Annotated in this window: 18 protein-coding genes; 6 read left to right on the top strand and 12 right to left on the bottom strand. The window is 55.4% G+C overall.

Annotated elements, in window-relative coordinates:
* Nucleotides 1-409 precede the first annotated feature (409 nt).
* The 3 genes from L53_RS04000 to L53_RS03990 all read left to right on the top strand — a co-directional run bounded on the left by L53_RS04000 (nt 410) and on the right by L53_RS03990 (nt 3,603).
* On the top strand, nt 410-1,870 hold the full coding sequence (locus L53_RS04000; protein WP_034811680.1) for a GMC oxidoreductase: 1,461 nt from the start codon (nt 410-412) through the stop codon (nt 1,868-1,870).
* A complete protein-coding gene (locus tag L53_RS03995) occupies nt 1,867-2,310 on the top strand; it encodes a hypothetical protein (protein ID WP_034811678.1) in 444 nt (147 codons plus the stop codon). Before L53_RS04000 ends, L53_RS03995 begins: the two co-directional genes overlap by 4 nt.
* A 63-nt stretch (nt 2,311-2,373) precedes the next feature.
* Nucleotides 2,374-3,603: an acyltransferase gene (locus tag L53_RS03990; protein WP_034811676.1), complete on the top strand. Its 1,230-nt coding sequence runs from the start codon at nt 2,374-2,376 to the stop codon at nt 3,601-3,603.
* Between the two features lie 9 nt (nt 3,604-3,612).
* On the opposite strand, the gene L53_RS03985 is transcribed toward L53_RS03990, so the two are convergent.
* From L53_RS03985 to L53_RS03970, 4 genes are all read right to left on the bottom strand, one after another.
* Nucleotides 3,613-4,956 carry an HlyD family type I secretion periplasmic adaptor subunit gene (locus L53_RS03985; protein WP_034811674.1) on the bottom strand — a complete coding sequence of 448 codons (1,344 nt, stop codon included), beginning with the start codon at nt 4,954-4,956 and terminating at the stop codon, nt 3,613-3,615.
* On the bottom strand, nt 4,953-6,701 hold the full coding sequence (locus L53_RS03980; RefSeq protein ID WP_198019725.1) for a type I secretion system permease/ATPase: 1,749 nt from the start codon (nt 6,699-6,701) through the stop codon (nt 4,953-4,955). Before L53_RS03980 ends, L53_RS03985 begins: the two co-directional genes overlap by 4 nt.
* 198 nt (nt 6,702-6,899) lie before the next feature.
* Nucleotides 6,900-7,871, bottom strand: a complete 972-nt coding sequence (locus tag L53_RS03975) for a glycosyltransferase family 2 protein (protein WP_034811672.1) — start codon at nt 7,869-7,871, stop codon at nt 6,900-6,902.
* A 54-nt stretch (nt 7,872-7,925) separates the two neighbouring features.
* The gene (locus L53_RS03970; RefSeq protein WP_034811669.1) at nt 7,926-9,458 is read right to left on the bottom strand and encodes a lipopolysaccharide biosynthesis protein; all 1,533 of its coding nucleotides are present in this window, start codon (nt 9,456-9,458) and stop codon (nt 7,926-7,928) included.
* Between the two features lie 399 nt (nt 9,459-9,857).
* Between L53_RS03970 and L53_RS03965 the strand changes: the two genes are divergently transcribed.
* Nucleotides 9,858-10,028 carry a hypothetical protein gene (locus tag L53_RS03965; RefSeq protein WP_156947807.1) on the top strand — a complete coding sequence of 57 codons (171 nt, stop codon included), beginning with the start codon at nt 9,858-9,860 and terminating at the stop codon, nt 10,026-10,028.
* A 30-nt stretch (nt 10,029-10,058) separates the two neighbouring features.
* On the opposite strand, the gene L53_RS03960 is transcribed toward L53_RS03965, so the two are convergent.
* From L53_RS03960 to L53_RS03930, 7 genes are all read right to left on the bottom strand, one after another.
* Nucleotides 10,059-11,360, bottom strand: coding sequence for an O-antigen ligase (locus L53_RS03960; protein ID WP_034811657.1), 1,302 nt, complete (start codon nt 11,358-11,360; stop codon nt 10,059-10,061).
* The gene (locus tag L53_RS03955) at nt 11,357-12,502 is read right to left on the bottom strand and encodes a hypothetical protein (RefSeq protein ID WP_051607540.1); all 1,146 of its coding nucleotides are present in this window, start codon (nt 12,500-12,502) and stop codon (nt 11,357-11,359) included. Before L53_RS03955 ends, L53_RS03960 begins: the two co-directional genes overlap by 4 nt.
* A 59-nt stretch (nt 12,503-12,561) precedes the next feature.
* The gene (locus L53_RS03950; protein ID WP_156947806.1) at nt 12,562-14,889 is read right to left on the bottom strand and encodes a Wzz/FepE/Etk N-terminal domain-containing protein; all 2,328 of its coding nucleotides are present in this window, start codon (nt 14,887-14,889) and stop codon (nt 12,562-12,564) included.
* A 141-nt stretch (nt 14,890-15,030) separates the two neighbouring features.
* Entirely contained in the window at nt 15,031-16,323 is a 1,293-nt protein-coding gene (locus L53_RS03945; RefSeq protein WP_034811655.1) for an outer membrane beta-barrel protein, read from the bottom strand.
* Between the two features lie 361 nt (nt 16,324-16,684).
* Nucleotides 16,685-17,839 (bottom strand): acyl-CoA dehydrogenase family protein, encoded by a 1,155-nt coding sequence (locus L53_RS03940; RefSeq protein ID WP_034811652.1) that lies wholly within the window; start codon nt 17,837-17,839, stop codon nt 16,685-16,687.
* A 26-nt stretch (nt 17,840-17,865) separates the two neighbouring features.
* Nucleotides 17,866-19,062, bottom strand: a complete 1,197-nt coding sequence (locus tag L53_RS03935; RefSeq protein WP_034811650.1) for an acyl-CoA dehydrogenase family protein — start codon at nt 19,060-19,062, stop codon at nt 17,866-17,868.
* Nucleotides 19,063-19,171: 109 nt separating this feature from the next.
* Nucleotides 19,172-20,113, bottom strand: a complete 942-nt coding sequence (locus L53_RS03930; RefSeq protein ID WP_233347534.1) for a nicotinate-nucleotide--dimethylbenzimidazole phosphoribosyltransferase — start codon at nt 20,111-20,113, stop codon at nt 19,172-19,174.
* Between the two features lie 200 nt (nt 20,114-20,313).
* On the opposite strand from L53_RS03930, the gene L53_RS16705 reads away from it, so the two are divergent.
* Complete coding sequence (locus tag L53_RS16705; protein ID WP_084333025.1) at nt 20,314-20,508, top strand: DUF1289 domain-containing protein; 195 nt, start codon at nt 20,314-20,316, stop codon at nt 20,506-20,508.
* Nucleotides 20,509-20,517: 9 nt separating this feature from the next.
* Nucleotides 20,518-21,054, top strand: coding sequence for a TIGR02281 family clan AA aspartic protease (locus L53_RS03925; RefSeq protein ID WP_051607537.1), 537 nt, complete (start codon nt 20,518-20,520; stop codon nt 21,052-21,054).
* On the opposite strand, the gene pyk is transcribed toward L53_RS03925, so the two are convergent.
* The gene (gene pyk / locus L53_RS03920; RefSeq protein WP_034811648.1) at nt 21,041-22,465 is read right to left on the bottom strand and encodes a pyruvate kinase; all 1,425 of its coding nucleotides are present in this window, start codon (nt 22,463-22,465) and stop codon (nt 21,041-21,043) included. The two genes, L53_RS03925 and pyk, sit on opposite strands and share 14 nt — an antisense overlap.
* Nucleotides 22,466-22,502 lie beyond the last annotated feature (37 nt).

The following is a 22,502-nucleotide window of genomic DNA, read 5'->3' as shown; positions in this document are numbered from 1 at the left end:
CTGGCTCGTTCTCGATACTGTTGCAGGCTGGTACAGTGCGAAATTCTGGCTGGCTAATAGTGCAAAGACGTCACTGCCGGATCTCTATCTAGATTTTGATAATTTGATCCGGTTGATTTTCATTACGCACGTCATTTGGAATGCTCGCTTGTTGTGCACCCACGGCGCTTGCCTTGCCTCTTTTCCCCTTTTTCGGTCATGTCCCAAGTTTGCGGCGCGAATACACCCGGGTTTCGGGAGACGCCCCCGTGTAGAAATGTTAGATGGAGAGCCTGACTATTTGGGGACGATCCCCTCTAGCATGCGAATTGCAAATATAGCGCCAGATGAATAAAGAATACCGGCGCTATCGGGTCTCTTTTCAGACCCATGCTGCAGCGCTGCATGAATGGGGATCAAAGGTGGGGTCATGCTAAAAAATCTGGCACAGCCGGAAACTGTGAATTCACAGCATTACGACTTTGTCGTGGTCGGCTCCGGCTTTGGCTCCGGTTTCTTTCTGTCGAAATTACTGGAGACAACAACCGGTCGAGTGCTCGTCATCGAACGCGGCGATTATAATGCCCATTCGTGGCAAGTGAACGAAAACCGGAACAGCTCAATCGACCGGTCAACGACGTATCATTCCGACAGCGACAAGCCGTGGAACTTCACCATCGGGTTTGGCGGCGGGACGAATTGCTGGTTCGCCCAATCGCCCCGATTTCTGCCAAATGATTTCCGGCTGAAGTCCAAGTACGGCGTCGGCCAGGATTGGCCGGTCAGCTATGATGAGCTGGAACCCTACTATTGCGATGCAGAGGCGATAATGTCGGTTTCAGGCGATCCGGATATGCACGGCATCGCGCCACGTTCGAAACCGTTTCCACAACCACCGCATCATCCTTCTACGCCCGATCAGGTGATGAAGGCGGCGCGACCCGACACACACTTTATTATTCCCACTGCTCGTGCCCGAGTTGCCACGGAAGGACGCGGCCCCTGCTGCGCCTCCTTGCGATGCATGATTTGCCCGGCCGATGCGAAGTTCACGGCCCAGAACGGCCTGATGGATGTGTATAACGACCATCGCGTGACGGTGATCCTGAACAGCCGCGTCACCGGCTTTGACTCGACGAATAATACTGTGAAGAGCGCCAGTTTCGTATCTGCGGGAAAGACATTCTCGGTTACCGGAGATGTGTTCGTACTCGGTGCAAATGCCATTCATAGCCCTGCTATCATGCAGGCATCTGGGATGGCCGATACGCTGACCGGTGTCGGCCTAAACGAAACTTATGGCGCTGATCTTGAAATCTTGCTGGATGGTATGGAGAATTTCGACGGTTCCACCATCACGACTGGTCTGGATTATAGTTTCGCAGATGGCGACTTCCGCGCCGATCGCGGCGCAGCGCTTATCTACTTTGAAAATCGTTGGAAATTTGGCCTTCGGACAGAGCGCTCGAAATGGCGGCAGACGCTTCCTATTTCTATCGTTGTCGAAGAGATGCTCGAAGACGGCAATCGCGTCGAACTCGGCGAGAACGGAGAGCCAATTGTTCACTTCATGGGCGCCAGCGACTACGCCAAGAAAGGTTTGCAGGCAGCCATCGACGGTTTGGACGAGATCCTTCAACCCCTACCGGTAGAAGAGATTGTATTCCGCCGGATACGCCGGACGGAGTCGCACCTCCAAAGCACGATGCGCATGGGATCCGACCCGGAAAGCTCTGTGGTAGATGGAGATCTAATTCACCATAAGTACCGAAATCTCGTTGTGGTCGGCTCGTCTGTGTTCCCAACATGTGGAACCGGGAACCCCAGCCTGACCGTTGCCGCTCTCAGCCTGAGGGCAGCTGAAAGGCTGACTGCGGAGGTCGCCATATGACCCGGAACGTACTCTCACTTTCTCGCCGGGCCATGATTTTGGGCGGCGTTGGCGTGGCCGCAGCGGCTGGGGCTGGCACGGTTCTGCTGACGACCGATCAGGGGCATATCCGGCGCACGCTGAGACGGCTGGTCGGTCCGTTCAAAATGGACAAAGCGGAATTTGAAAACTTCGTCCGAGACTTTCGGGAGGCTGAGGCCGCGCCCTCCTTCATCAAGTCGGCCACGCTGCGCGGACTGGAGTTGATTGGGCTCGGATCAACTGTGTCCGGGGGTGGAATTCCAAAATTGTCTGACCATCAAGCCGATTTCGAACGCGCCCTACTCACCGCTTTTATCGTGCGTACCGACTATACGCTGCTTGATGAGCCTGCCACTGAACCCACGACCTATCTCGGATCTATGACGGCTTGCTTCAATCCATATGCCGAGTTTGCCTAGGCCAGATACCTGTATGCTGGCGTAAATGATATGCCTGCACAAAACCTTGAAAAGACTTGCGTTATGACTTCACAGCCAATCATCCCAAATCCTTCTTCGTCTGAGCAGGTGACGTTCTCCAACAGTCTCGCAAGCCTTAGAGGCACTGCCGCGTCGTTCGTCGTGATTTATCATGCATTTCTGTTGTTCAAGGTTTCTGGACTGGATACGCCGCAACGACACGGCCTCAATTTTTCTGAACCGTTCCACATGCTGGTTCACGGCCTAATTGGCTTTTTCAACGGACCTGCCGCAGTTGTTCTCTTCTTCGTGTTGAGCGGGACAGTTCTCACGCTTTCGCTGCGCCGGTCGAAGGGCAAAGGACTTGCTCATCTGGCTGGCTATTATGTTCGACGTCTCTTTCGCCTGTATCCGCTACTGATCGCGGTGACATTGTTTGCTGCGGCCATGCACTGGCTGTATTTCAGTGATGCGCCCACGGCTGGGGCCACGAGCTGGATGAATGGATATTTCAACCAGGACCCCGGTCTCATAGAAACGCTTCTCAATGCCGTCGGCTACTCCAATAGCCTGAACTCTCCGGCGTGGACCATCCGGACAGAGATCATTGCATCATTTTTGATGCCTTTGTTTGCCGTTCTGACGCGTCGGCCGGCCCTTATAGCCGCTACGCTTGTTGTGCTGGTGGCGCTAATGTACGCACCGCTGCACATCGGCCATGTGAATGTCTATCTGATCGCATTCTTTCTGGGTGCTCTGATACCGAACTATGGACGCATGGTCGCCGACCTATATTTTCGGTTTCCGAAATGGTTTCGCTACCTTCTCATTGCCGGTGCACTTTTCGCTGGCATGTTCGTCCAGCGGATTTTCCGGCCATGGGTTCATGTGGACCCGTCTTCTGTTCTGGTCGTATCTCTTGCCGCAACATTTCTTGTCACCATCACTTTTTATGGTCGTAGTGAAGGCTGGCTGGCCTCCAAGAAGCTCGTCTTCCTTGGAGATATCTCCTACGGGCTGTACCTCTTGCATTTCATCATCTTGTTCGCATTCGCAGAATTGCTTGGGCCGATGCTTGGTGCCGATCCTTCACCTGTCTCTGCACTTGCCATGATGGCGTTCATTGCAGCCTTGACGCTGGCAGTGACCATTCCGCTCGCAGCTATGAGCTATCACTATCTCGAACGCCCACTTCAGGACCTCGGAAGAAAATATTCCAAGCAGATTCAATCGGCTGACAAGACAGCAGAACTATCGGCGACAAATACCCAGCCCGCTGTCGAGACGCCCTGAAACGCTCACCTATTCTTCTTTGAATGATACGGCCGTGAAGTCTGCAAGTGGCTTGGTCAAGTATGACAGAGCCGTGCGCTGACCTGTCTGGATCATGGCGTTCGCTTGCATACCGGGCGTCAACTCGGTGCCGACGCGCGCCTTCTCCTGCTCGGTCAGTTCAACGACAGCGCGGTAATACGGCGCGATGCCATCCTGTTCGACCAGGACGTCAGCCGACACGGTCTTCAGAGTACCGCTGACTTCGGGCGTACGAGACGCATTGAGCGAGGGAAAGCGTATCCGCACGGAATCCCCATTCTGCACCCGGTCGATTTCGCTTGGGGATATTCGGACGATCATCACCAGCTCCTCGTCATCCGGGACGATGGATAGCAGAGGTGCGCCCGCACCAATCACACCATTGACCGCATGCACATTCACACCGAACACCTGCCCCGCATACGGCGCTACGATTTCAGTACGAGCCAATTGGTCAGCCGCGTATTGGCGGCGCTCCATAAGGTCTTCAATACCCAACTGGATTTCCTTCAGTTGGGTCAGCACTGTCTCGCGCGTATCGGTTTCCAATCTCGAAATCTGTAGACGGCCTTCCGCCATCGCCGTGCGTATCTGAGCGATCTCCGCTCTGTGAGACGCTTGTTGGCCAGCAAGACGTTCCTTCTCGCGCTTCAGCGCCAGCATTCGGCTCTTAGGCGCATGTCCCCTTTCGAACAATGCCTCAAGCCCGTTGAGCTCGTCTTCAAGGATCAATATCTGTTGGAAATTTGAACTCATGAGGTCTTTCAGGCCCGCGACACGTTCACCCTGTTGATCTATTTTATATGAGAGCAATTGGACATCCGTTTCGAGTGCTTGAGTACGCGTGTCCAGTATGGCCTGCTGAGTTGCAATAACGCGCGCCACGCGTCGCTCGCCGTCCTCCAGAGTTTCAAGAAATTCGATTGTGGGGGTCCAGGCAACGACGTCACGCCCCTCCCGCTCCGACAGCAGCCTCGCCTCTTCTCCTGCCAAGGTGAACAGTTGGGCCTCAAGGCTGGCAAGAGAGGCAGCCACACCGGAAGTATCCAGGCGGATCAGCGGTTGACCGATTTCAACAGTATCTCCATCCGCGACCAAAATTTCCTTTACGATCCCGCCTTCCAGATGCTGGACCGTCTTGTTGGCACCCAAAACCTGCACCGTACCCGGCGCGACCACTGCGCTTTCGAGTGGCACCACTGCTGACCAGATGAACAAGCCACCAAACAGCACACCAACCACCACAAGGCCCTGCACCATAAGTCTACGCAGGCCGAGGTCGATCAGCGTCAGACGGTCGCTGTCCTCAAATACGATCGGACCGGTGGTCATGATGTCTTGCCCTTCTCTATCAGCTTGATGCCAGTAGCGGACCGCTTCTGAGTTCGCAGAACCTTCGACAGAATTTCATCTCGCGGCCCGAGCGCCTGCACTTTGCCCTCATGCATCAACACAATTTTGTCGACATGGCGCAGCGTGGTTGGGCGGTGACCGATGATCACAACAGCGACCTTCTCATCCTTGAGCAGCTTGAGCGTGTCATTCAGCGCCTCATCACCCTCATGGTCGAGATTGGCATTCGGCTCATCCAGGATCACCAGTTTGGGATCAGAGAACAATGCCCGCGCCAACCCAATACGTTGGCGTTGACCGGCTGAAAGACGTTCGCCACCAATACCCAACTCGGTGTTATAGCCATCTGCAAAAGACTGGATCATGTCGTGCGCGTTCGCACGTTTGGCCGCAGCCACGATTTTTTCTGCGTCGGCGTTCGGGCGAAGGCGGGCAATATTCTCACTAATGGTCCCGGGCAAAAGTTCGACCGCCTGCGGCAGGTAGCCAAGCTGTTGTCCCAATTGGTCCGGCTGGTACTCCTTGATCTCGGCACCATCTAGTCGCACTGCCCCGAGTGCATAGGGCCAGACCCCGGTCAACACCCGCGCCAATGTCGTCTTGCCCGAGCCACTCGCTCCGATCACACCGACGATCTCACCCGGCTCAACCGAGAACGAAATTGCTTGGAGAAAAGGTTTCTGCTGGCCTGGCAAGGCGGCGAACACATTCTCTACTAACAGCTTTCCGGTGATAGCCGGAAGGGTCATCGGCGCTGCCTTCTGCTCAGTTGCACCCGTCAGAGATGCAAGCCGCTTTCGCGCGGCCCTGGCACGAACGATCGAGCGCCATTGCGAAACAATCTGCTCAATTGGAGTGATGGCCCGCGCACCGATGATGGAGCCCGCAATGATCACACCCGGCGTAGCAACGCCAGCAATTGCGAGCACGGCGCCCGCGCCAAGCAAGGCGGATTGCAGAAACATCCGAAAAGCACGTGTGGCGGCGGCGGCGGTATTTATTGTGTCAGAGGCTCGAATAGCTGTGGCATCCGCTTCGGTGGTCGCATCAACCCATCTGTCGCGGACAGTCTTTTGCATGCCCAGCGCGTGAACCGATTCAGAACTGCGCCACGCATTCTGGGCGAAGACAGCCCCCGTATTGCTGACTTCACCAGAGGTGATCAACGAGGCTTCGCTTGCCTTTTGAGTATATAGAGCCAGCGCAAAAATGACGGCTGAGCCAATCAAGGCCAGTACACCGAGCGTCCAGTGCATCAGGAAGAGGATCAAAAAATAGAGTGGCGCCAGCGGCAGGTCAAAAGCCGCCTTGACCGTCGGGCCTGCCATGAATTGCCGAAGTTCCGCCAGGTCTTTCATTGCCCGACCGTCCTTGGCACCTGAATCCTGGAGGGACCGACGATGAATGGCGTCAAAAACCAAAGGTGCCATTTCACGCTCAATCCGAGCAGCCACATGAACCAGCATCGACGACCGGATCGCATCAATCAGAGCGTATCCAATGAACAGCACGGCGATTAAAGCTGTAAGCGCGATCAGCGTTTGCAGGGAGCCACTGACCAGTACTCGGTCGTAAACCTGCAGCATGTAAAGCGGTCCCGCCAGCATCAACACATTAAGAGCGACACTGAAGCCCCCAACTGCGAGAATAGCCCTGCGGGATTTCCGCGCCGTCTCGATCAGGGTTTCTTCGTGACCCAACTGGTTCGGTCTTTGATTGGACACGCATCCACCTCTTTCATGCGAGATGTCGTCACGTCAGCGCTTTATAAAGCAGACATGCACCGTCTCGCTGATCTTGTGCCCACCGGTTCGCACGAATGCGCGAGTTTCCAGGCACTATTCACCATACATGGAATTTGGTTGAATCTCTATTTACCAAGCCTTTGAAAACAACGACTTCTCGGAGATGTTACTTAATTTTTACGCTGTTGGAGTTCGTGAACTCACGCGTGCAATGGCCTGTCTTGCAAGATTTCCGATGACGTGAAGCGTCGCCGATGGTGAAATCACCAGAGCTCTGATGACTTTGGTCGGATTTCTTTCGCGAACAGCCTCGATCATTGTCCACCAGGCTAGCTCTCTTTCCGAGTATCTCAAATGACCCAGAAGCGCGCGCCGGTCCGTCAGCGTCAGGCTCGGATAGTTCAGCATTTCCCGACTGATTTTCACAAGGCGCTGATGATCCCTGCCCGACTGGGAATGGGAAGCTGACCCTTTCCGGCGAACAAGGTAATAGCCCTCGGGATCGACAAGATCCGCCTTGGCACCTGACATCAGCAACCGCGTATACAATTCGAAGTCTTCACCGAACCTCAACTGGTCTCTGTAAGGTCGTGAGGCGTCGCCGAGACAGCGCCGATTGATCAGGGGTTTGATGAAGCCGAGTTCCGAACGCTCAATGTCTACATCATAGGATTGTTTGACGAACAGCTCGGTCGTCAACCGAACGGCCCCTTCAGGCTTATCTGGCCACAAGACACGCTCGACCTCTTCCGGAGTATCCTCGGAACTCATCAGGAGATTATCTGCTACCCAGTCGAGATCTCTCGCGCGCGCTTCGGCCAGCAGGCCGGCAATGCGCGTCGGCGACATGAAATCATCACTATCGAGCGGCGTGAACCAAGCCGCATCTGTTTGCCGTATCGCACAATTTCGAGCGACCGACGGCCCGGAATTCTGAGCCTGTTGGACAAATGTAAGGTTCGGAATTGTCCGCGCCATTTGCCTGACGATCTCTGGTCCCTCGTCTGAAGAACAATCGTCCACGACGATCACCTCAACCGCAATAGTGTCCGGAACTTTCTGTTCGACGGCACTACGAATGGCACGTTCAATGTTGGGGGCGTCATTGTAGAGGGGAATAACAATCGCAATCTTGTTTTCATCAAGCATTGGTCTTGCCTCCATATCTAAACTCTTGAAAATATTCAGTGTCCGAATAGATTTTCATGACACTTTCCGGAGATTCGCGATCGCCATCTTCCGGTCCCCCTTCAGCAGCATTACCATTGACGACATGCCGCGCTTCGCCATTGCAGGGGCCGCAATAAAAAGGCCTGCGACGTAGAGCGCTATTCCAAGCCCAATGATCGCCGCGACCCTGGTGAGGTCGGACCAGTCATCAGGAAGGTGGCCAGCGGCCCACCATATCCCGCCGCCCATTACGAGTGCGGCAATCAAAACCGACGACCCTGCAAGAATTTGACGGGTAATAGGAAATTTCACAGCACGGTAAACGGCCCAACTGCTGAGGAACCAGCCGAGGAATTTCTGGAAAGCCAGGGCGATCATGACTGCCTCCAAGCTCACCCGCGATGCGAAAGGCAGCATCACCACGAGAACCAGCAGCGCAAAAACACTGACCTTCAGCAAGAGGCCCGGTCGCCCGACGCCGCGCAGCACCCCGCCATTGAACGCGGAAGACGGAAGGCGAATTCCCATCAACATGGAAATCTGAATCGCGATGATCGCATCATTCCACTGGTCACCAAACACGACCGGCACAATGACCGGAGCCGCAGCGGCGGCACCGATGAATGCCGGATACGCAATAAATCCGGCGAGCCAGATCGCGGTAGACATCGTCTTGTAGAGCGTCGGAAGATCGTTCTGAGTTTTCGACGCTACCGGGAATGCGACTGCACCAAACGGCGACACGAGCGCCTGCATCGCCTGACTCTGTATCCGCATAGCAAGATTGAACATACCAAGCGCCGCTGGACCGAGAAACAAACCAACAAACAATCGCGGCAGACCCAAATCCCCCGCTGCTACCAATCTCAGACCGATTGATGCCATCTTGAATCGGAGCAAGGATTTGAACTCAATCAGATTTGTCCGGAAAGACGGCCACCATTTGGCAAAGTACAGGAAAGCCAGCATCCTCGCGAAACGACGGGACATTTCCATCGCGACCAGCGCCCACGCATTCTGAAACAGGATCGCGCAACTTACGCCGACAATTGCGCCAACGATGTAACCCACGACATCCACAATGGTAATTTCGCGAAACTGCATATGTCGCTGTAGCAAGGCAGCTGGAACCGCACTTAGCGCGCCCATGAACAGAACCAACGACATGACCCGCAGGTAATCGACCAAGGGCGGCACATCAAAGAGCGTCGCAATGTAGGGAGCGCTGAGTTGGATCAGTCCAAAAAACAAGACTGCGAAACACAGCGAGGACAGAAATACTGAGTTGGAATGCTCTGCTTTCAAATCAGTCCTCTGAATGAGAACCTCATTGAGACTGTCGCTCGAAAAGACTTCCGGAATGACAAGTACAATCAACAAAAACCCGTACACGCCAAAATCCTCTGGCGTGAGCAAGCGGGCGACCACAACAAGCGACACCAGACCGCTCAGCAAGCCCAACCACTTACTGAAAGCTACCCAAATGGCGGCCTTGCCAGCAGACCTCATCAGGCCTTGCGATTGGCTCGAGGGAATTTCGTCGGAAGAAATGGCTGCTGTTCCCATGGAAGCTGAACGCACTCAAAAGCTGGATTCGGCTTTTGACTTTGCAAGGATGGTGCCTGAAAGGGCAGATTTTGCCAATTGCAGTACAGGCGAGCAGTAAGATTACTGTCCTGCAATGCTCAATAAACGAGAGAAAATTCCTAGTGAATTCAGCTATCTGTGCAGATGGTTAATATAGTGGTCGCCCATTGCAGCCTGTCCGCGTTTCGTCAGCATGCTCAAATCCCCAATAACGGCGGGATACCGTCCCAAACCAACCACATTGATGCCGGATTCGACGTCGAGACTGGGTGAATGATTATGGGAGAAATCACCTGTCGGTTTAAGTCGCCTTTAATAGTTGGTCGCCAAAAAAGAAGCATGCGCAATGCGAATTCGTCTCTGGCAAGGAATACATCCATGATGCATCTGGCTGCAGAGCCCACAACAATTCGCCACTACCAGAGCGACGTCCAGACCGATATCGAGAATTTCGGCAAATGGCCCGTCTGGCTGCGCATTACGTTGATCGTCGGTCTTAGCGCTTCGCTGTGGGCAGGCATCATTTTCGCCATCGGCGCCCTGTTGTAATACAACCCCCAAAAAGTGGTTACCTGGTCGCTACACCTTGGCGTAGCCCGGACTGGAACTCAGGTAAACGGGCGCCTTCCCTACGTATGTGCGACGCACAGGCGATAGTGTCGCCAACGCACCAAGATACAGCAGGTTGAGGGGCGTGTTGAAACTCGCCCATGCCAAAGACTCGGTGAACGTCGAGATGAATACGATTGCGCCGAAGACGAGTAGTGCAGACATCTCCAAAGACGAATCCCGGAAGAACTGCATAAGCAGACGATAACCGCACCACGCCCACATCAACATATAAAGGCCAAGGCCGATATATCCGAGATGCACGCGCACTTCGAGATACGCATTGTGGAAGGTCAGCTTCGTTCCGTACGGCTTGAAGTCCATTTCGTTGATCGATTGTGCCGCGCCGTTTGCCCGGTTCCAAAATCCTTCAAGCCCCATGCCGATGATTGGATGTTCTTCCGCCGCCAAGCGCCCAGCTGACCAGATATGTGTTCGCCCGGTAAAAGTGGTATCCTTACCTAGCGCTCCCAGGAAGTCAGCCACATAGTCTTGGTGGGTCTGGTTCAGCACAATCATGGCGCCTATTAGGACCACACTGACGCCAGTAATGAATATGATGGACCGCAAGTGGCGCACCTTGCTGATGGATTGCCAGGCGAACTTGACCAGAAACAGACCGATGATCCCGACACCGGCAAATACGAGTGCCGTTGCCGAGGGCGCCCGTAGCATGAAGATCAGAGCAATGGGGAAAATGAGCGCGGCCAATAGCCGGGTCCACGGCCACGACTTCTCATTCAACAATGTCATGAAGCTGAGCAATGCCACGAACAACATCTGCTGGGCAAAATAGTTCTTTTGCGGGTACGGGCCGCCGGACGGCATGGAGTCGTAAAACGGAATACACACAATGATTGCCATCACACCTGCGAAGAACATACATCGCAGGATAGTGGTGATATCAAATCGCGTGATGATAATGACAGCGACCAAAGGGGTCAGAAGGTACAGTGCGCCGCTTCGGATGGCTGCACCCATATAGGGTGACCACAGGATCGAAATAAGACCGAATATCGGCAACAGGAAGAGAGGCCACGCCTTGAGCACGATCGGAACGACCTGCTCCTTGTGCAAGGCAAGAAGCCAAAGAAACCACAAAACCATCAGATAGCGTAGTGGAGTCTCAAGCGGCAATGGCACGAATGAATTCAGGAACCAAACCGAGATAAGCGCCTGCTCCCAGTATGGGATTTTCCGCGGTTCCTCGTAGACTTTGGCCATGACAAGGGATGAATCACCGTCAGTCGGAATACGACTTACAATATTCATGCGGCAGCCTCCTGACCAAGACTGCTCGAGATAACTTCGCGCATGAATCCAGCCGGTTGCACGAACAAGTCTTCTGGCAAGCTTGCAAGACGCGTGGCGTAAGCCGCAATCTCGCAACGATCTGTCAACAAATGTCCCACCAGTTTTGGCAGCGAGTCCTCAAGGGGCTCCGCAATCACAAACCCGCAGTCATTCCGCGCGATCCAAGCCGCTGTCTCTGTACCGGCCGGCGCGATCGAGGGCGTCGCGTAATAGCCTCCCTCGTAGATCCGGTTCGGCAACAGCCAGACCGAATTATACCCGGCCTCCATGAAGTCCCCTGCCCAGACCACGTCCAGCGACGCGTAAATGCTGGATAGATCCTCTGGCGACCGGAACTTTCCAAAGAAGGTCATGTTTGGTCGACGCTCAATCTCGGGTTCGAACACAGGAATTTCGGTGCGTGCCGGGATTCCATGTAGCCGAATTTCCAATGTATCGGGAAACGCGTCAGCCAGAGCGCATAGCAGGTCCAGCGAACGCTGGCACCGCAACATGCCGACCCAGCCGAGTACAAGTTTTCGGTCTTCCAGAATCTCCACCGGGAGCGCAGTATCCGGCCGTGGGCCAAAGTTACTGTCAGCACTCAAACGGTTCTCTACGACATAGGCCGTGAAGTCGCCCCCGTAGTGAAGTTCGAAATGGTTCCGCAAGAAGCCGGGAGAACTCACAACAAGCGCCCGTGTCCGCTTCAGCAGAGCGTGTTCGAGGCCACGAAATATCCGACCCACAAAATCGGAGCGCGTCAGCAAGCGATGCACATCGAGGCTCTCGTAGATGACGGGCGTCTTCAGTCCTGTATGGCGCTTTGCCAGGAACGCACACGCCAGCATGTCGAGATTTCGCGCGTATATTACGTCAGCCGCAACGAGTAGCTCGCGTTGCTCAGCGGCCTTCCGCGCGCCAGCAAACACCTGCTTGATTCGCTGGATGAAGGCGCCATCACGCGTCATGCCAAGATCGACATTCTTCCATTCCGGAGAGACATCACGGCGGCGCATCATGAAGCCAACGACATCCATTCCATCGCCGACGAACGACTTCACACGTCGGCGCACAGCGGCATCTGCCGCATCATGTCCGAAGAATGCAATTGTCGTCATCGCTCGATCCAATTCAGGGTAAGGGAAGCGATCATCGCATGATCGCTTCGTCTCACACCTTAGTTTGCGTCAACTTTCTCAGGAGACTCTGTGCTATGCTCCGCGAGGCTCGGCGGGGTCTGGATCGCTGTGGGGCGAATTTCGCCCTTCTTGGGCTTGTTAGGATCCCGGCGCATGAAGCTGAACAGAGAAGGCTTCGTCTCCATCTGATAGTATTTGCGATAGGCATCATATCCTGCACCCGGGTCGCTATAATGGCGGCGGCGGTTGAGGTTCACCATGTTGAGCGTGACACCCAGCAGGTCGGCCTTGAACGATCGCAAGAGTGCCAACGACTGACGTGCTGCTGAGCGGTTCGTGTGACGCCAGCGCACAACCAGAATGGCCTTGTCTGTCTTACCTGCAACAACCCGCGCCTCAGCCATCAGCAGCAGTGGCCCAGTATCGATCAGGATGAGATCGTACATGGAGCGCAAGCGAACCAGAAGATCGTCAAAGGCACGCGTCCCGAACACGTCATGCGGTGTATGGCCGGTCAGAGACAGCGGCAGAATGTCCAGCATGCTCTTGGGATCCTTGGAGATCGCATCAGAAAGCTGTCCTGCGCCGAAGAGATACTCAATGAAACCAATCTCAGGCTTCAGGCCGGCTGCATCAGTCAACTGGCGACGGCGGAAATCACCATCAATGACCAGCGTCCGCGCACCCGACATGGCCGACATACGACCGAGCGCCAGGGTCAGGCTTGTCTTGCCTTCATCCGGCAGGGATGAGGTGATCGCCACGGTTTTCGTTTCGCTGTCCAAGTCCGAGAAAGCGATTGCTGCTCGCAGATAGCGAATACTTTCGGCAAACGCTGATAACGGGTTTTCTATGAGATAATCGGCGGGATTGGTCTGAGCGAAGCCTAGGGCGTTGCCGGTGCGGATCAGTGGCACCGTGCCAAGGGCATTCTGAGCAAGCTTCTTTTCAATGTCTTCCGAAGATGAAATCTTCATGTCGAACATTTCGGCCATGATGGCGAGCGCACCGCCCAGCAAACAGCCAAGTATCGCACCAATCAAGAGGTTCAGCGTCGTACGAGGTGAACTCGGGAACTTTGGCACTGAGGCATTGGACAGGATAACGGCATCCGGCTGGACGAGACCGTCCTGCTCCCGGGTCTCCTTGGACCGCGCAATGAACTCTTCATACAATACGCGGCTGGTTTCAGCATCGCGCTCCAGCTCGCGCAGGCGTACCATTGCAAGGCTGTTGCCGCGGAGCTTGGAGTTCGAGTTGCTGATTTGTGACTGGAGCCGGCTAACCTGGTCCTGACGAACACGAACTTCGTTTTCGAGATTAGTGGCGATCCGGGTCATTTCGTTCTGGATCTGACGCTCGATATCCGCCTGTTCAGCGCGCGCACCAATCAGTTCAGGGTGCTGCGGCCCGAGACGGGTTTCGAGGTCACCCACCCGGCCGCGGACAGTCGAGAGCTGTTGTTTCAAGCTCGTGATAAGTGGAGACTCCAGAACTTCGGAAATCCCGTCCACGCCAGCGCCGCTGTTGATCTGCCGGCGCATACTGTCAAAGCGTGACCGGACACGGTTCAGCTCGACTTCAGCCTGTGTTTTCTGAGTAGTCAGATAGGCAATGTTTTGCTCGGTGAGCGTGTTACCCATCGCCGTTTCCATGTCGTTATCGGCAATGAATTTGGCAACGCGGTTTTCCTTTTCCTCGACTTCCTCACGGAGGGCAAAGACACGGTCAGACAGCCATTCGGTAGCGCGCCGCGTGGCGTCCAGCTTCGTTTCAAGCTGTTGAACTCGATACTGATCTGCGATTGCGTTGGCGAGGCGAGCAGATGTTTCTGGCGAGGTGCTCGTGACCTGAACATTGATAAGATAGGTAGTGCCGATGCGCGACACACCAACACGCCCCATCAACGTGCCGACGACGCTATCCAGAATGGCGCTCTCGCGCTCATCGACACTCATGCCTTCAAACGGGTCGACCACGCGCGTATCCATGCCGACCAATGATTTGACCTGGTTCTTCAACTTCCCAAGTGCGCTTGTCTTTCGTTCGCGCAGTGTCCAGTTGAACTCAGGATCCTCGATGAGCTTCTGTTTGACGGCAACCTTCGTCAGGAGTGACTTTGACTTCATGATCATGACTTCGGTGTCGATCACTGCCGTGCTGACTGCCAGACCACTGAGAACGCTGCCCAGATCAATCACGTTTTGCTGCTCAGTATCCAGCTGGACCACTGAACTCGATTGGTAGAGTGGCGTCTGGTTGAACGTCATGTACGCGACCAGCGTGAAGACGGAGAGGAAGCTCAGCGCAATCAGCCAGAAACGCCGATACACAGCCCCCAACAGCGACTTCAGATCTGTCGGCATGTTGTTGCCTTCAGTCTCCGCTTCTGCGGGAACCTGGGACGGAAGTTCAAAACTGAATGTCTTGGTCAAGATAATATACCGCGCGTTGGGGTTGGAAGCTTTCAGGCGACCGGCCGGATGGTCGGTCGCCTGGTATGGAAATTAAGGATGGACACGAACCGAAATGCCGAGAAGGTTCGCAGAAAAGCTCTCATCGGCCGCAAACGCCGTACCACTCCGGTCACGATCAACGCGACGTGCGAAGGCGTTCAGGTGCACCCGCTTGTTCATTTTGTACGTACCGATCACACCGAATTCGGTGATGTCGTCATCCCTGTCGGTCTCATCGTACTCGTAACTGGTGAGCTCGCCATATCCTGACAGGATAATGTTGCGGTACAGTTCGTGATCAACACGGGCGCCTAGCGTCGTTTGAATGGAGCTCGCGCTGGTCCGAATGCCGCTATCGACTGTACGGCGTGCACCATTGAAGCTCACAGTGGTGAGACGGGTCGGGAACCATTCTACATTCGCATCGACGGCCAGACCGTCAGTGTCTTCGTAGAAAGTGTCATCCTTTTCTTCGCTCAGGTAGCCAATGGCCACGTCACCGCGGATCAACGTGTTCAGTTCGAAGTCCACACCACCGTAAACAGTGTAGGAATCTGAATCCCTGGACCGTTCCGCACCATCGACGACGATCAGATTATCGTACTCACGCTGTTGGATCATGCCTTGGCCAAAAACAGCCACGTTCGGCGAAATCGCATAGCTGAGGCGCGAATTGAAGAGCGTGTCAGACCGGTCACGGAAATCCTGATCGATCGGCGTGCCGTCAAGGGAGACCGTGTCGTCATAGTCGACTTCCGCAAATGTCACAGAGTTCGTCCAGCGAATACGGTCATTGGTATAATTAGCACTCAGCTCGACGCCTGCGCGGGTGTACTCAATCGGCTCGCCCAGTCCGGACGTGTTCGATGGGTCAGACCGCTGATCCGTAGATTGCTGGTAGAAGACCGCACCGCCAAGTGCGACGTCGCGCGTGACGTCCAGACGGCCCCGCAGCCGCGTGTTGACATCATTGGCTGACTGGTCGCTGAAATCCTGGTACTCGTCACGGCTGACAGACACGGAAGCGGCCACTTCGTGGACGCTCCAGTTTGTACGAGCCGCAATATCAGCACCGATGCGGGCGATGACATCAGATTCTTCATTGTCGCTCGTTCCCAACGCATTGTCGGTATAACCAAGGCCAGCGAACAGACTGGAATTTACCGTAAATGCTCCGAGCCGGATGGGCTCCGGATCATATTCGGGCTGACGGCGGTCTGTAACCGCCTCGTACTTGTCCCGACTATAATAGTCGCTCGACTGCGCATACGCCGTCCCAGACATCGCCGCGATCAGAGCGCCGGTGGCGACTCCCGCAAGGCTAACCCGCTTAGTATACAACATTTCCACCTCTTCCCTGGATTATGTATTCCGGTTGCTCGAACCGGCATGTTTACCAAAGGTCCCAAAGCAAGACCCATACCACTTTTCTTACAAAGAGTGAGGGGTTCATAGGGGAATACGGTGTCAGTCAAGTAATCAAAGTCGGGCAAATTCGAGCGAATTATTGCAGGTTTTCAGCGGCCCGTCAGACCAAGAGGCGGTCTGTGGGCAATAATTTCTCAATTAAACAAGACATAAGAAGAGGCCCGGGACGCAGTCTTTGCGTCCCGGGCCGTTTAATCAGTCTAATTCGGCAGAATATTAATTATTAAAAAGCCCTTAGCTCCAATATTCAACCTGCACAGTTGCTGGACTCTGATAGCTATTCCGCTGCTGCGGGAAGATCCATCTCTGTCAGTCCGGTATACCGCTTCAGATGGTGATCGATATTGCCGAACTCGGAATCGATCATGGTCAGGCGTTTGAAATAGTGTCCGACAGCCAGTTCGTCCGTCATGCCCATGCCGCCATGGATCTGCACGGCTTCCTGACCAATAAAACGACCGGCTTGACCGATGCGCACCTTGGCAGCTGATGCCGCCTTCTTGCGTGTAACTTCGTCTTCATCGAGCTTGAGCGTAGCCATGTAGGTCATGGAAATCGACTGTTCATGCTCCATGAACATATCGACCATGCGGTGCTGCAGCACCTGGAACTTGCCAATCGGAACGCCAAACTGCTTACGCTGACGCGAATATTCGACCGTCATGGCGTGCGCCACTTTCATGGCACCGCAGGCTTCTGCGCAGATTGCGGCGATGGCCTCGTCGGTAACGGTTTCGATCAACGGCAGACCATTGTCGACTTCGCCAATCACCGCTTCCGCTCCGACGGAGACATTCTCGAAGTAGACTTCTGATGCACGACGACCGTCGACGGTTGGGTAATCCCGTGTGGAAACGCCTTGCGCATCCTTGGCGACCACAAAGACCGAAACGCCCTTGCTGTCGCGGCGGTCCCCCGATGTGCGGGCTGTGACAACAAAATGCGTCGCCCAAGGCGCGCCGATGACGACAGCCTTGTGTCCGTTCAGGACATAGCCGGCGCCGTCTTTCTTGGCGGTCGTCTCAAGATCGGCCAGATTATAGCGACCGCGCGGTTCTGCGTAAGCGAATGCAAAGACGTTCTCGCCCGACATGATGCCGCTAAGGTATTCTTCCTTTTGCGCATCCGTGCCGCGCTTGAGGAAACCGCCACCGCAAACGACGCTGGGCACGTAAGGCTCGACCACGAGGCCCTTGCCAAACTCTTCCATGACGACCATCGCATCAATCGGGCCGCCGCCGAGACCGCCATCTTCTTCGCTGAAAGGCGCCATCAAGAGACCAAGCTCTGCAAACTGTGCCCACATTTCAGGACGCCAGCCCGCTTCAGACTCGACCACCTTGCGGCGCGTGTCGAAATCATACTGCTCGCGGATCAGCCTCGAGAGGCTGTCGCGGATCATGTTCTGCTCTTCGGTGAAATTGAAGTCCATCTTCTATCCTCCCTGCCTCGTGCGCCCTAAAGGCCGAGGATCATCTTTGAAATAATGTTGCGCTGGATCTCGTTGGATCCACCGTAGATCGATGTCTTGCGCATGTTGAAATACGTTTCAGCCGCGAAGTTCGCATGGTCGGGACCGACGCCAAATCCGTCATTCCCCGTACCTTCCATGCCATAGCCATATGGTGCACCATAGTTTCCAACGGCCTCGAGCGTAAGCTCGGTCAAGCGCTGCTGGATCTCGGTTCCCTTCACTTTCAGGATCGAACTTTCCGGTCCAGGGCCCTTACCTGCTGCCTCGGAAGCCAGCGTGCGAAGTTCGGTGAATTCCAAAGCGGTCAGGTCGATTTCGAGTTGGCTGATCTTGCGCGCAAAATCTTGCGACTGAAGCAATGGCTTACCATCAACCAGCTCTTCTGAGGCGATATTGCGCAAGCGTTCCACGCCCCGCTTGGAGCGTGCAACGCCAGCGATACCGGAGCGCTCATGCGCAAGCAGGAATTTCGCGTAGGTCCAGCCTTCATTTTCCGTGCCTACGAGGTTTTCGACCGGAACGCGGACATCCGTCAGCCACGTCTCGTTCACTTCGTGCGTACCATCGATCAGCTTGATCGGCTTCACTTCAATTCCCGGTGTGTTCATGTCGACAAGGATGAAGCTGATGCCTTCTTGAGGTTTCTTCGCCGTCGGGTCCGTACGGCAAAGGAAGAATCCCCAGTCCGCGTGCTGCGCCAGCGTGGTCCAGGTCTTCTGGCCATTCAGCACATAATGGTCACCGTCGCGAACCGCTGTCGTCTTGAGGCTTGCAAGGTCAGAACCTGCGCCCGGCTCGGAATAGCCCTGGCACCACCAGACTTCACCGGACCGAATGCCTGGCAGGTGGCGAGCCTTCTGCTCTTCATTGCCGAATGTGTAGATAACTGGCGCAACCATCGACACGCCGAATGGCAAAGGCATCAGCGCATCAACGCGAGCATTCTCCTCCGACCAAATATAACGCTGAGTGGAGGTCCAGCCAGTGCCGCCGTATTTTTCAGGCCATGCAGGTGTGGACCATCCCTTTTTACCGAGCACCTTGTGCCAGGCGAGGAATTCTTCGCGCGTAAGATCCTCACGCGACCCGATACCCTCAAGTTCTTTCGGATAGTTTTCGCGAATGAATTCGCGGACCTCATTGCGGAAGGCAATCTCTTCCGGCGAAAAATCGAGATTCATGACGGCTCCTCACTGTGCGCTTGATGCGCATCGTACTTATCCCCTCTAATTCAGCCATTTTCGGCTAAAGGCAAGGTGACGTGAGCGTAAACGTCAGGTTCTCGTCGCGTCAGGTCGCATTTGCCGCTACAGGCTCAGCAATGAAAGGGGCACACGCTGTCTTGAGCAATCCAATTGCCGTAGCGGAACCCAGTCCGCCACCGGTCTGAAACTCGAGTTGAAGGAGAGGCTGCAGGCCCAACCGCTCGACTGCCGCCTCATGAGCTGGCCGCCGTGTCACGTGCGATGCAATGCAGTGACTAATTGCCTTTGGTTCGATTGAATGCACAACCGCAGCGGCGATAGTGGTTGCAAATCCATCCAGAACAACCGGAATACCCTGATGCCGAGCCGCAATGATTGCGCCGACACAGGCCGCCAATTCCCGGCCGCCAAGATATCTCAGAGCCTGCAACGGATCAGCCAGATGTCCGCGGTGCAAAGCCAGCGCGCGCGATACGACATCCACTCGCCGCTCTACCAGATTGGCCGTGGATTGATTGTCCGGCCTGACCCAGTAATCCGGCGCTCCGCCATACAATGCGCACGCGACAGCCGCCGCAGCGGTGCCAACCCCCGCTCCGGAGACGGCAAGCGCCAGCAGATCCGGCTTTTCCTCGGTGGCCTCGAACCCGTATGCGATGGTGGCAGCACATTCCCGCTCGGTCATTGCGGGCCCCTCCGCAATACTTGGAGTCGGCTTGTCGATGGCAAGATCGAACACGCGTATGGCGGCTCCGGCCTGTGTTGCGATTGCCGACAGCGGTGCCTTGCCTTCCCGCAGCGCATCAACATGTGCGCGCGTATCAGTCTGACTCGAGAGCGAGACCCCCTCCGACTGAAGGCCGTGCGAACTGGCGAACACTGCCAGTACCGGATTTTCGATACGGGGAGGAAAGCGGTGCTGCCAGTTGGCAAGCCATTCTGCCGCCTTACCGAGACGACCGAAATCTCCCTCACGGCCCATTTCGAGCAATGCCGCACGCACCTTCTGGCCCGGGGCCGGATCCACATCCACCGACGCCTTAATTAGAGACCTGGCATCCGCCAATGGTGAAGTTTGTTGTGCCGGCTCACTCAAAGCAGGTTGCTCCCAATGCATTTGAAATCGATTTCATCTTATAGCAGACAACACATGTTAACTGCGACAAGGTTTTGTTACCTCGTTCATGAGATACTTGTGTCCTCTCGTGAGCTGACTAACCTAAATACATGACCACTCAACCCATAAAATCCCCTTGTATCAAAGTGTGCGCTGTAGACGCCTCGACAGGACTCTGTCTCGGCTGCGCACGATCACTGAAGGAAATCGGGGGATGGGTAAAATTGGGAACAGACGGACGCGAGAGGATAATGGCCGAATTGCCCGAGCGGATCGCCCGGCTCGAAGCGCTCGGCAAACGCTAGGATTTCTTGATGTCCGTAGGAAAGACCCTCGTATTTGGATTTGGCGCAGCTGTGCTGATTTCCGCAACTGTCGCTTTCTTTCTCGTCCCAAGGCTGGAGCAGCATCAGGCGGACATTGCCACTATGCGACCTGACCCGGCACCAGCCCCATCCGAGAAGCGCACATCTGTAAACTTTGCCGACGCCGCCATCATTGATCGTGAGTCGGACGGACATTACTGGACCCGCGCCGAAGTACATGGAACCGCGGTCAAGTTCATGGTCGATACCGGAGCCAGTACCGTCGCCTTGACCTTTCGTGATGCTCAGCGGATTGGTTTGAAACCGGAAACGCTGGACTACAAATGGGAAATTCGCACCGCTGGCGGCATCACATATGGCGCTGCTGTCACGCTGGATAATATTCGCATAGGCCAAGTCGAAATCGAACGTGTCGATGCCATGATCCTCAAGGACGGCCTCGAACAATCGCTGCTTGGGATGACCTATCTTGGCGAACTCTACTCATACGAGTTCAAGCAAAGCCAATTGATCATACGCCGGTGATTTTCTCACCGTTCTGGCCTTTTCCGACACCAACTTCCCAAGCGAACCTTTCTGCATCGCCGGCCCATCGGGCATAGGCCACGCGACCCACAAGTCCCGCTGCGTCCATCAGGTCACGATACCAATAATCAGCTCCGGCGTTCAGCCTTTGCGGATGCACGCCCCAGAGCAAACAGGCTGTGCGCAAGCGCTGATCATCCAATGACCCGTAAAGAATCGGCGCAGTTCCTCGGACTCGGGCAAACCGGGCAAGCCGATCAAAAGCGCCCGTACGTAGGGCCAGCGCTGTCGCACCTTCTGCGTCGGCCATACCCTGTGCCGTCTCCGCAACAACATCAATTGCGCTTTGCGCAGGTATGTCTCCCGAAAATTGTTCCAGAGACCGCCGATAATCTTCAGCGCCCTCGGTGGCACGGATGATACGGGACATGATGGCCACCGTTGTGGCGGGATGGCGTCCGACCGCGGTCTCGCCTGACAGCATGACCGCGTCTGCGCCTTGATAGATGGCTGTGGCCACATCGGAAGCTTCGGCGCGCGTCGGGGCCGCATTCTCAATCATGGATTCCAGCATTTGCGTCGCCACAATTACCGGCCGCCCCAATCCGCGCGCGCAGCGCACAATCCGGCGCTGGATGACCGGCACGTCTTCAGGCGCATACTCGACACCGAGATCCCCCCTCGCGACCATCACGGCGTCCGCCGCAGCAACAATGGGCTCCAGGTTTGAAATGGCGGCAGGCTTTTCGAGTTTGGCAACGAGCGGTGCCCGACCAGCGATAATGGCCTTCACCTCTTCGATGTCTTCGACTGTCTGCACAAAGGACAAGGCGACCAAGTCAACGCCAATCTCGAGCGCGAAATCAAGGTCAGCCCGGTCCTTGTCCGTCAACGCTCTAACCGGCAGGGCTTTGCCGCGAACTGTGAAGCCCTTCTTGTCGGTCAACTTGCCAGGCACGTCAGCTCGCACCATCGGCTTGCTGCCTGCCTGAGTTACGGTGAACATCAGCTTGCCGTCATCCACCAGGATAACGTCGCCTTCTTCGAGGATTTCGACAATCTCGGCGTGCGGTACTGGAATGGTATCTTCCGCCTCGGTCGTCTCAGCGGCAACGACCGCATATTCCTTCTGATACCGAAGTCGCAGCTCTCCACCCGGCAGCGATCCGACGCGTACTTTGGGCCCCTGCAGGTCTCCCAGCGTAGCGAGGGGACGACCCGTTTCTTTTTCAGCGGCGCGCACAGCATCCAGGGCATCTTTGTGTGCACTGTACTCGCCATGGCTGAAGTTCAAGCGGAAGACGTCAACGCCTGCATAGGCCAATGCCAGAACTTCCTTCGGCGAGCGACTGCCCGGACCGAGTGTTGCGACAATCTTTGCGTTCTCACCAATTAGCCGATTTTCAGTCATTCCGCCCTCCTATGACAAGGTTGACACCGGTCCTATA

Source organism: Hyphomonas sp. L-53-1-40, from assembly GCF_000682775.1.
Lineage (GTDB): Bacteria > Pseudomonadota > Alphaproteobacteria > Caulobacterales > Hyphomonadaceae > Hyphomonas.
This window is presented reverse-complemented; position numbering and strand designations above follow the sequence as displayed.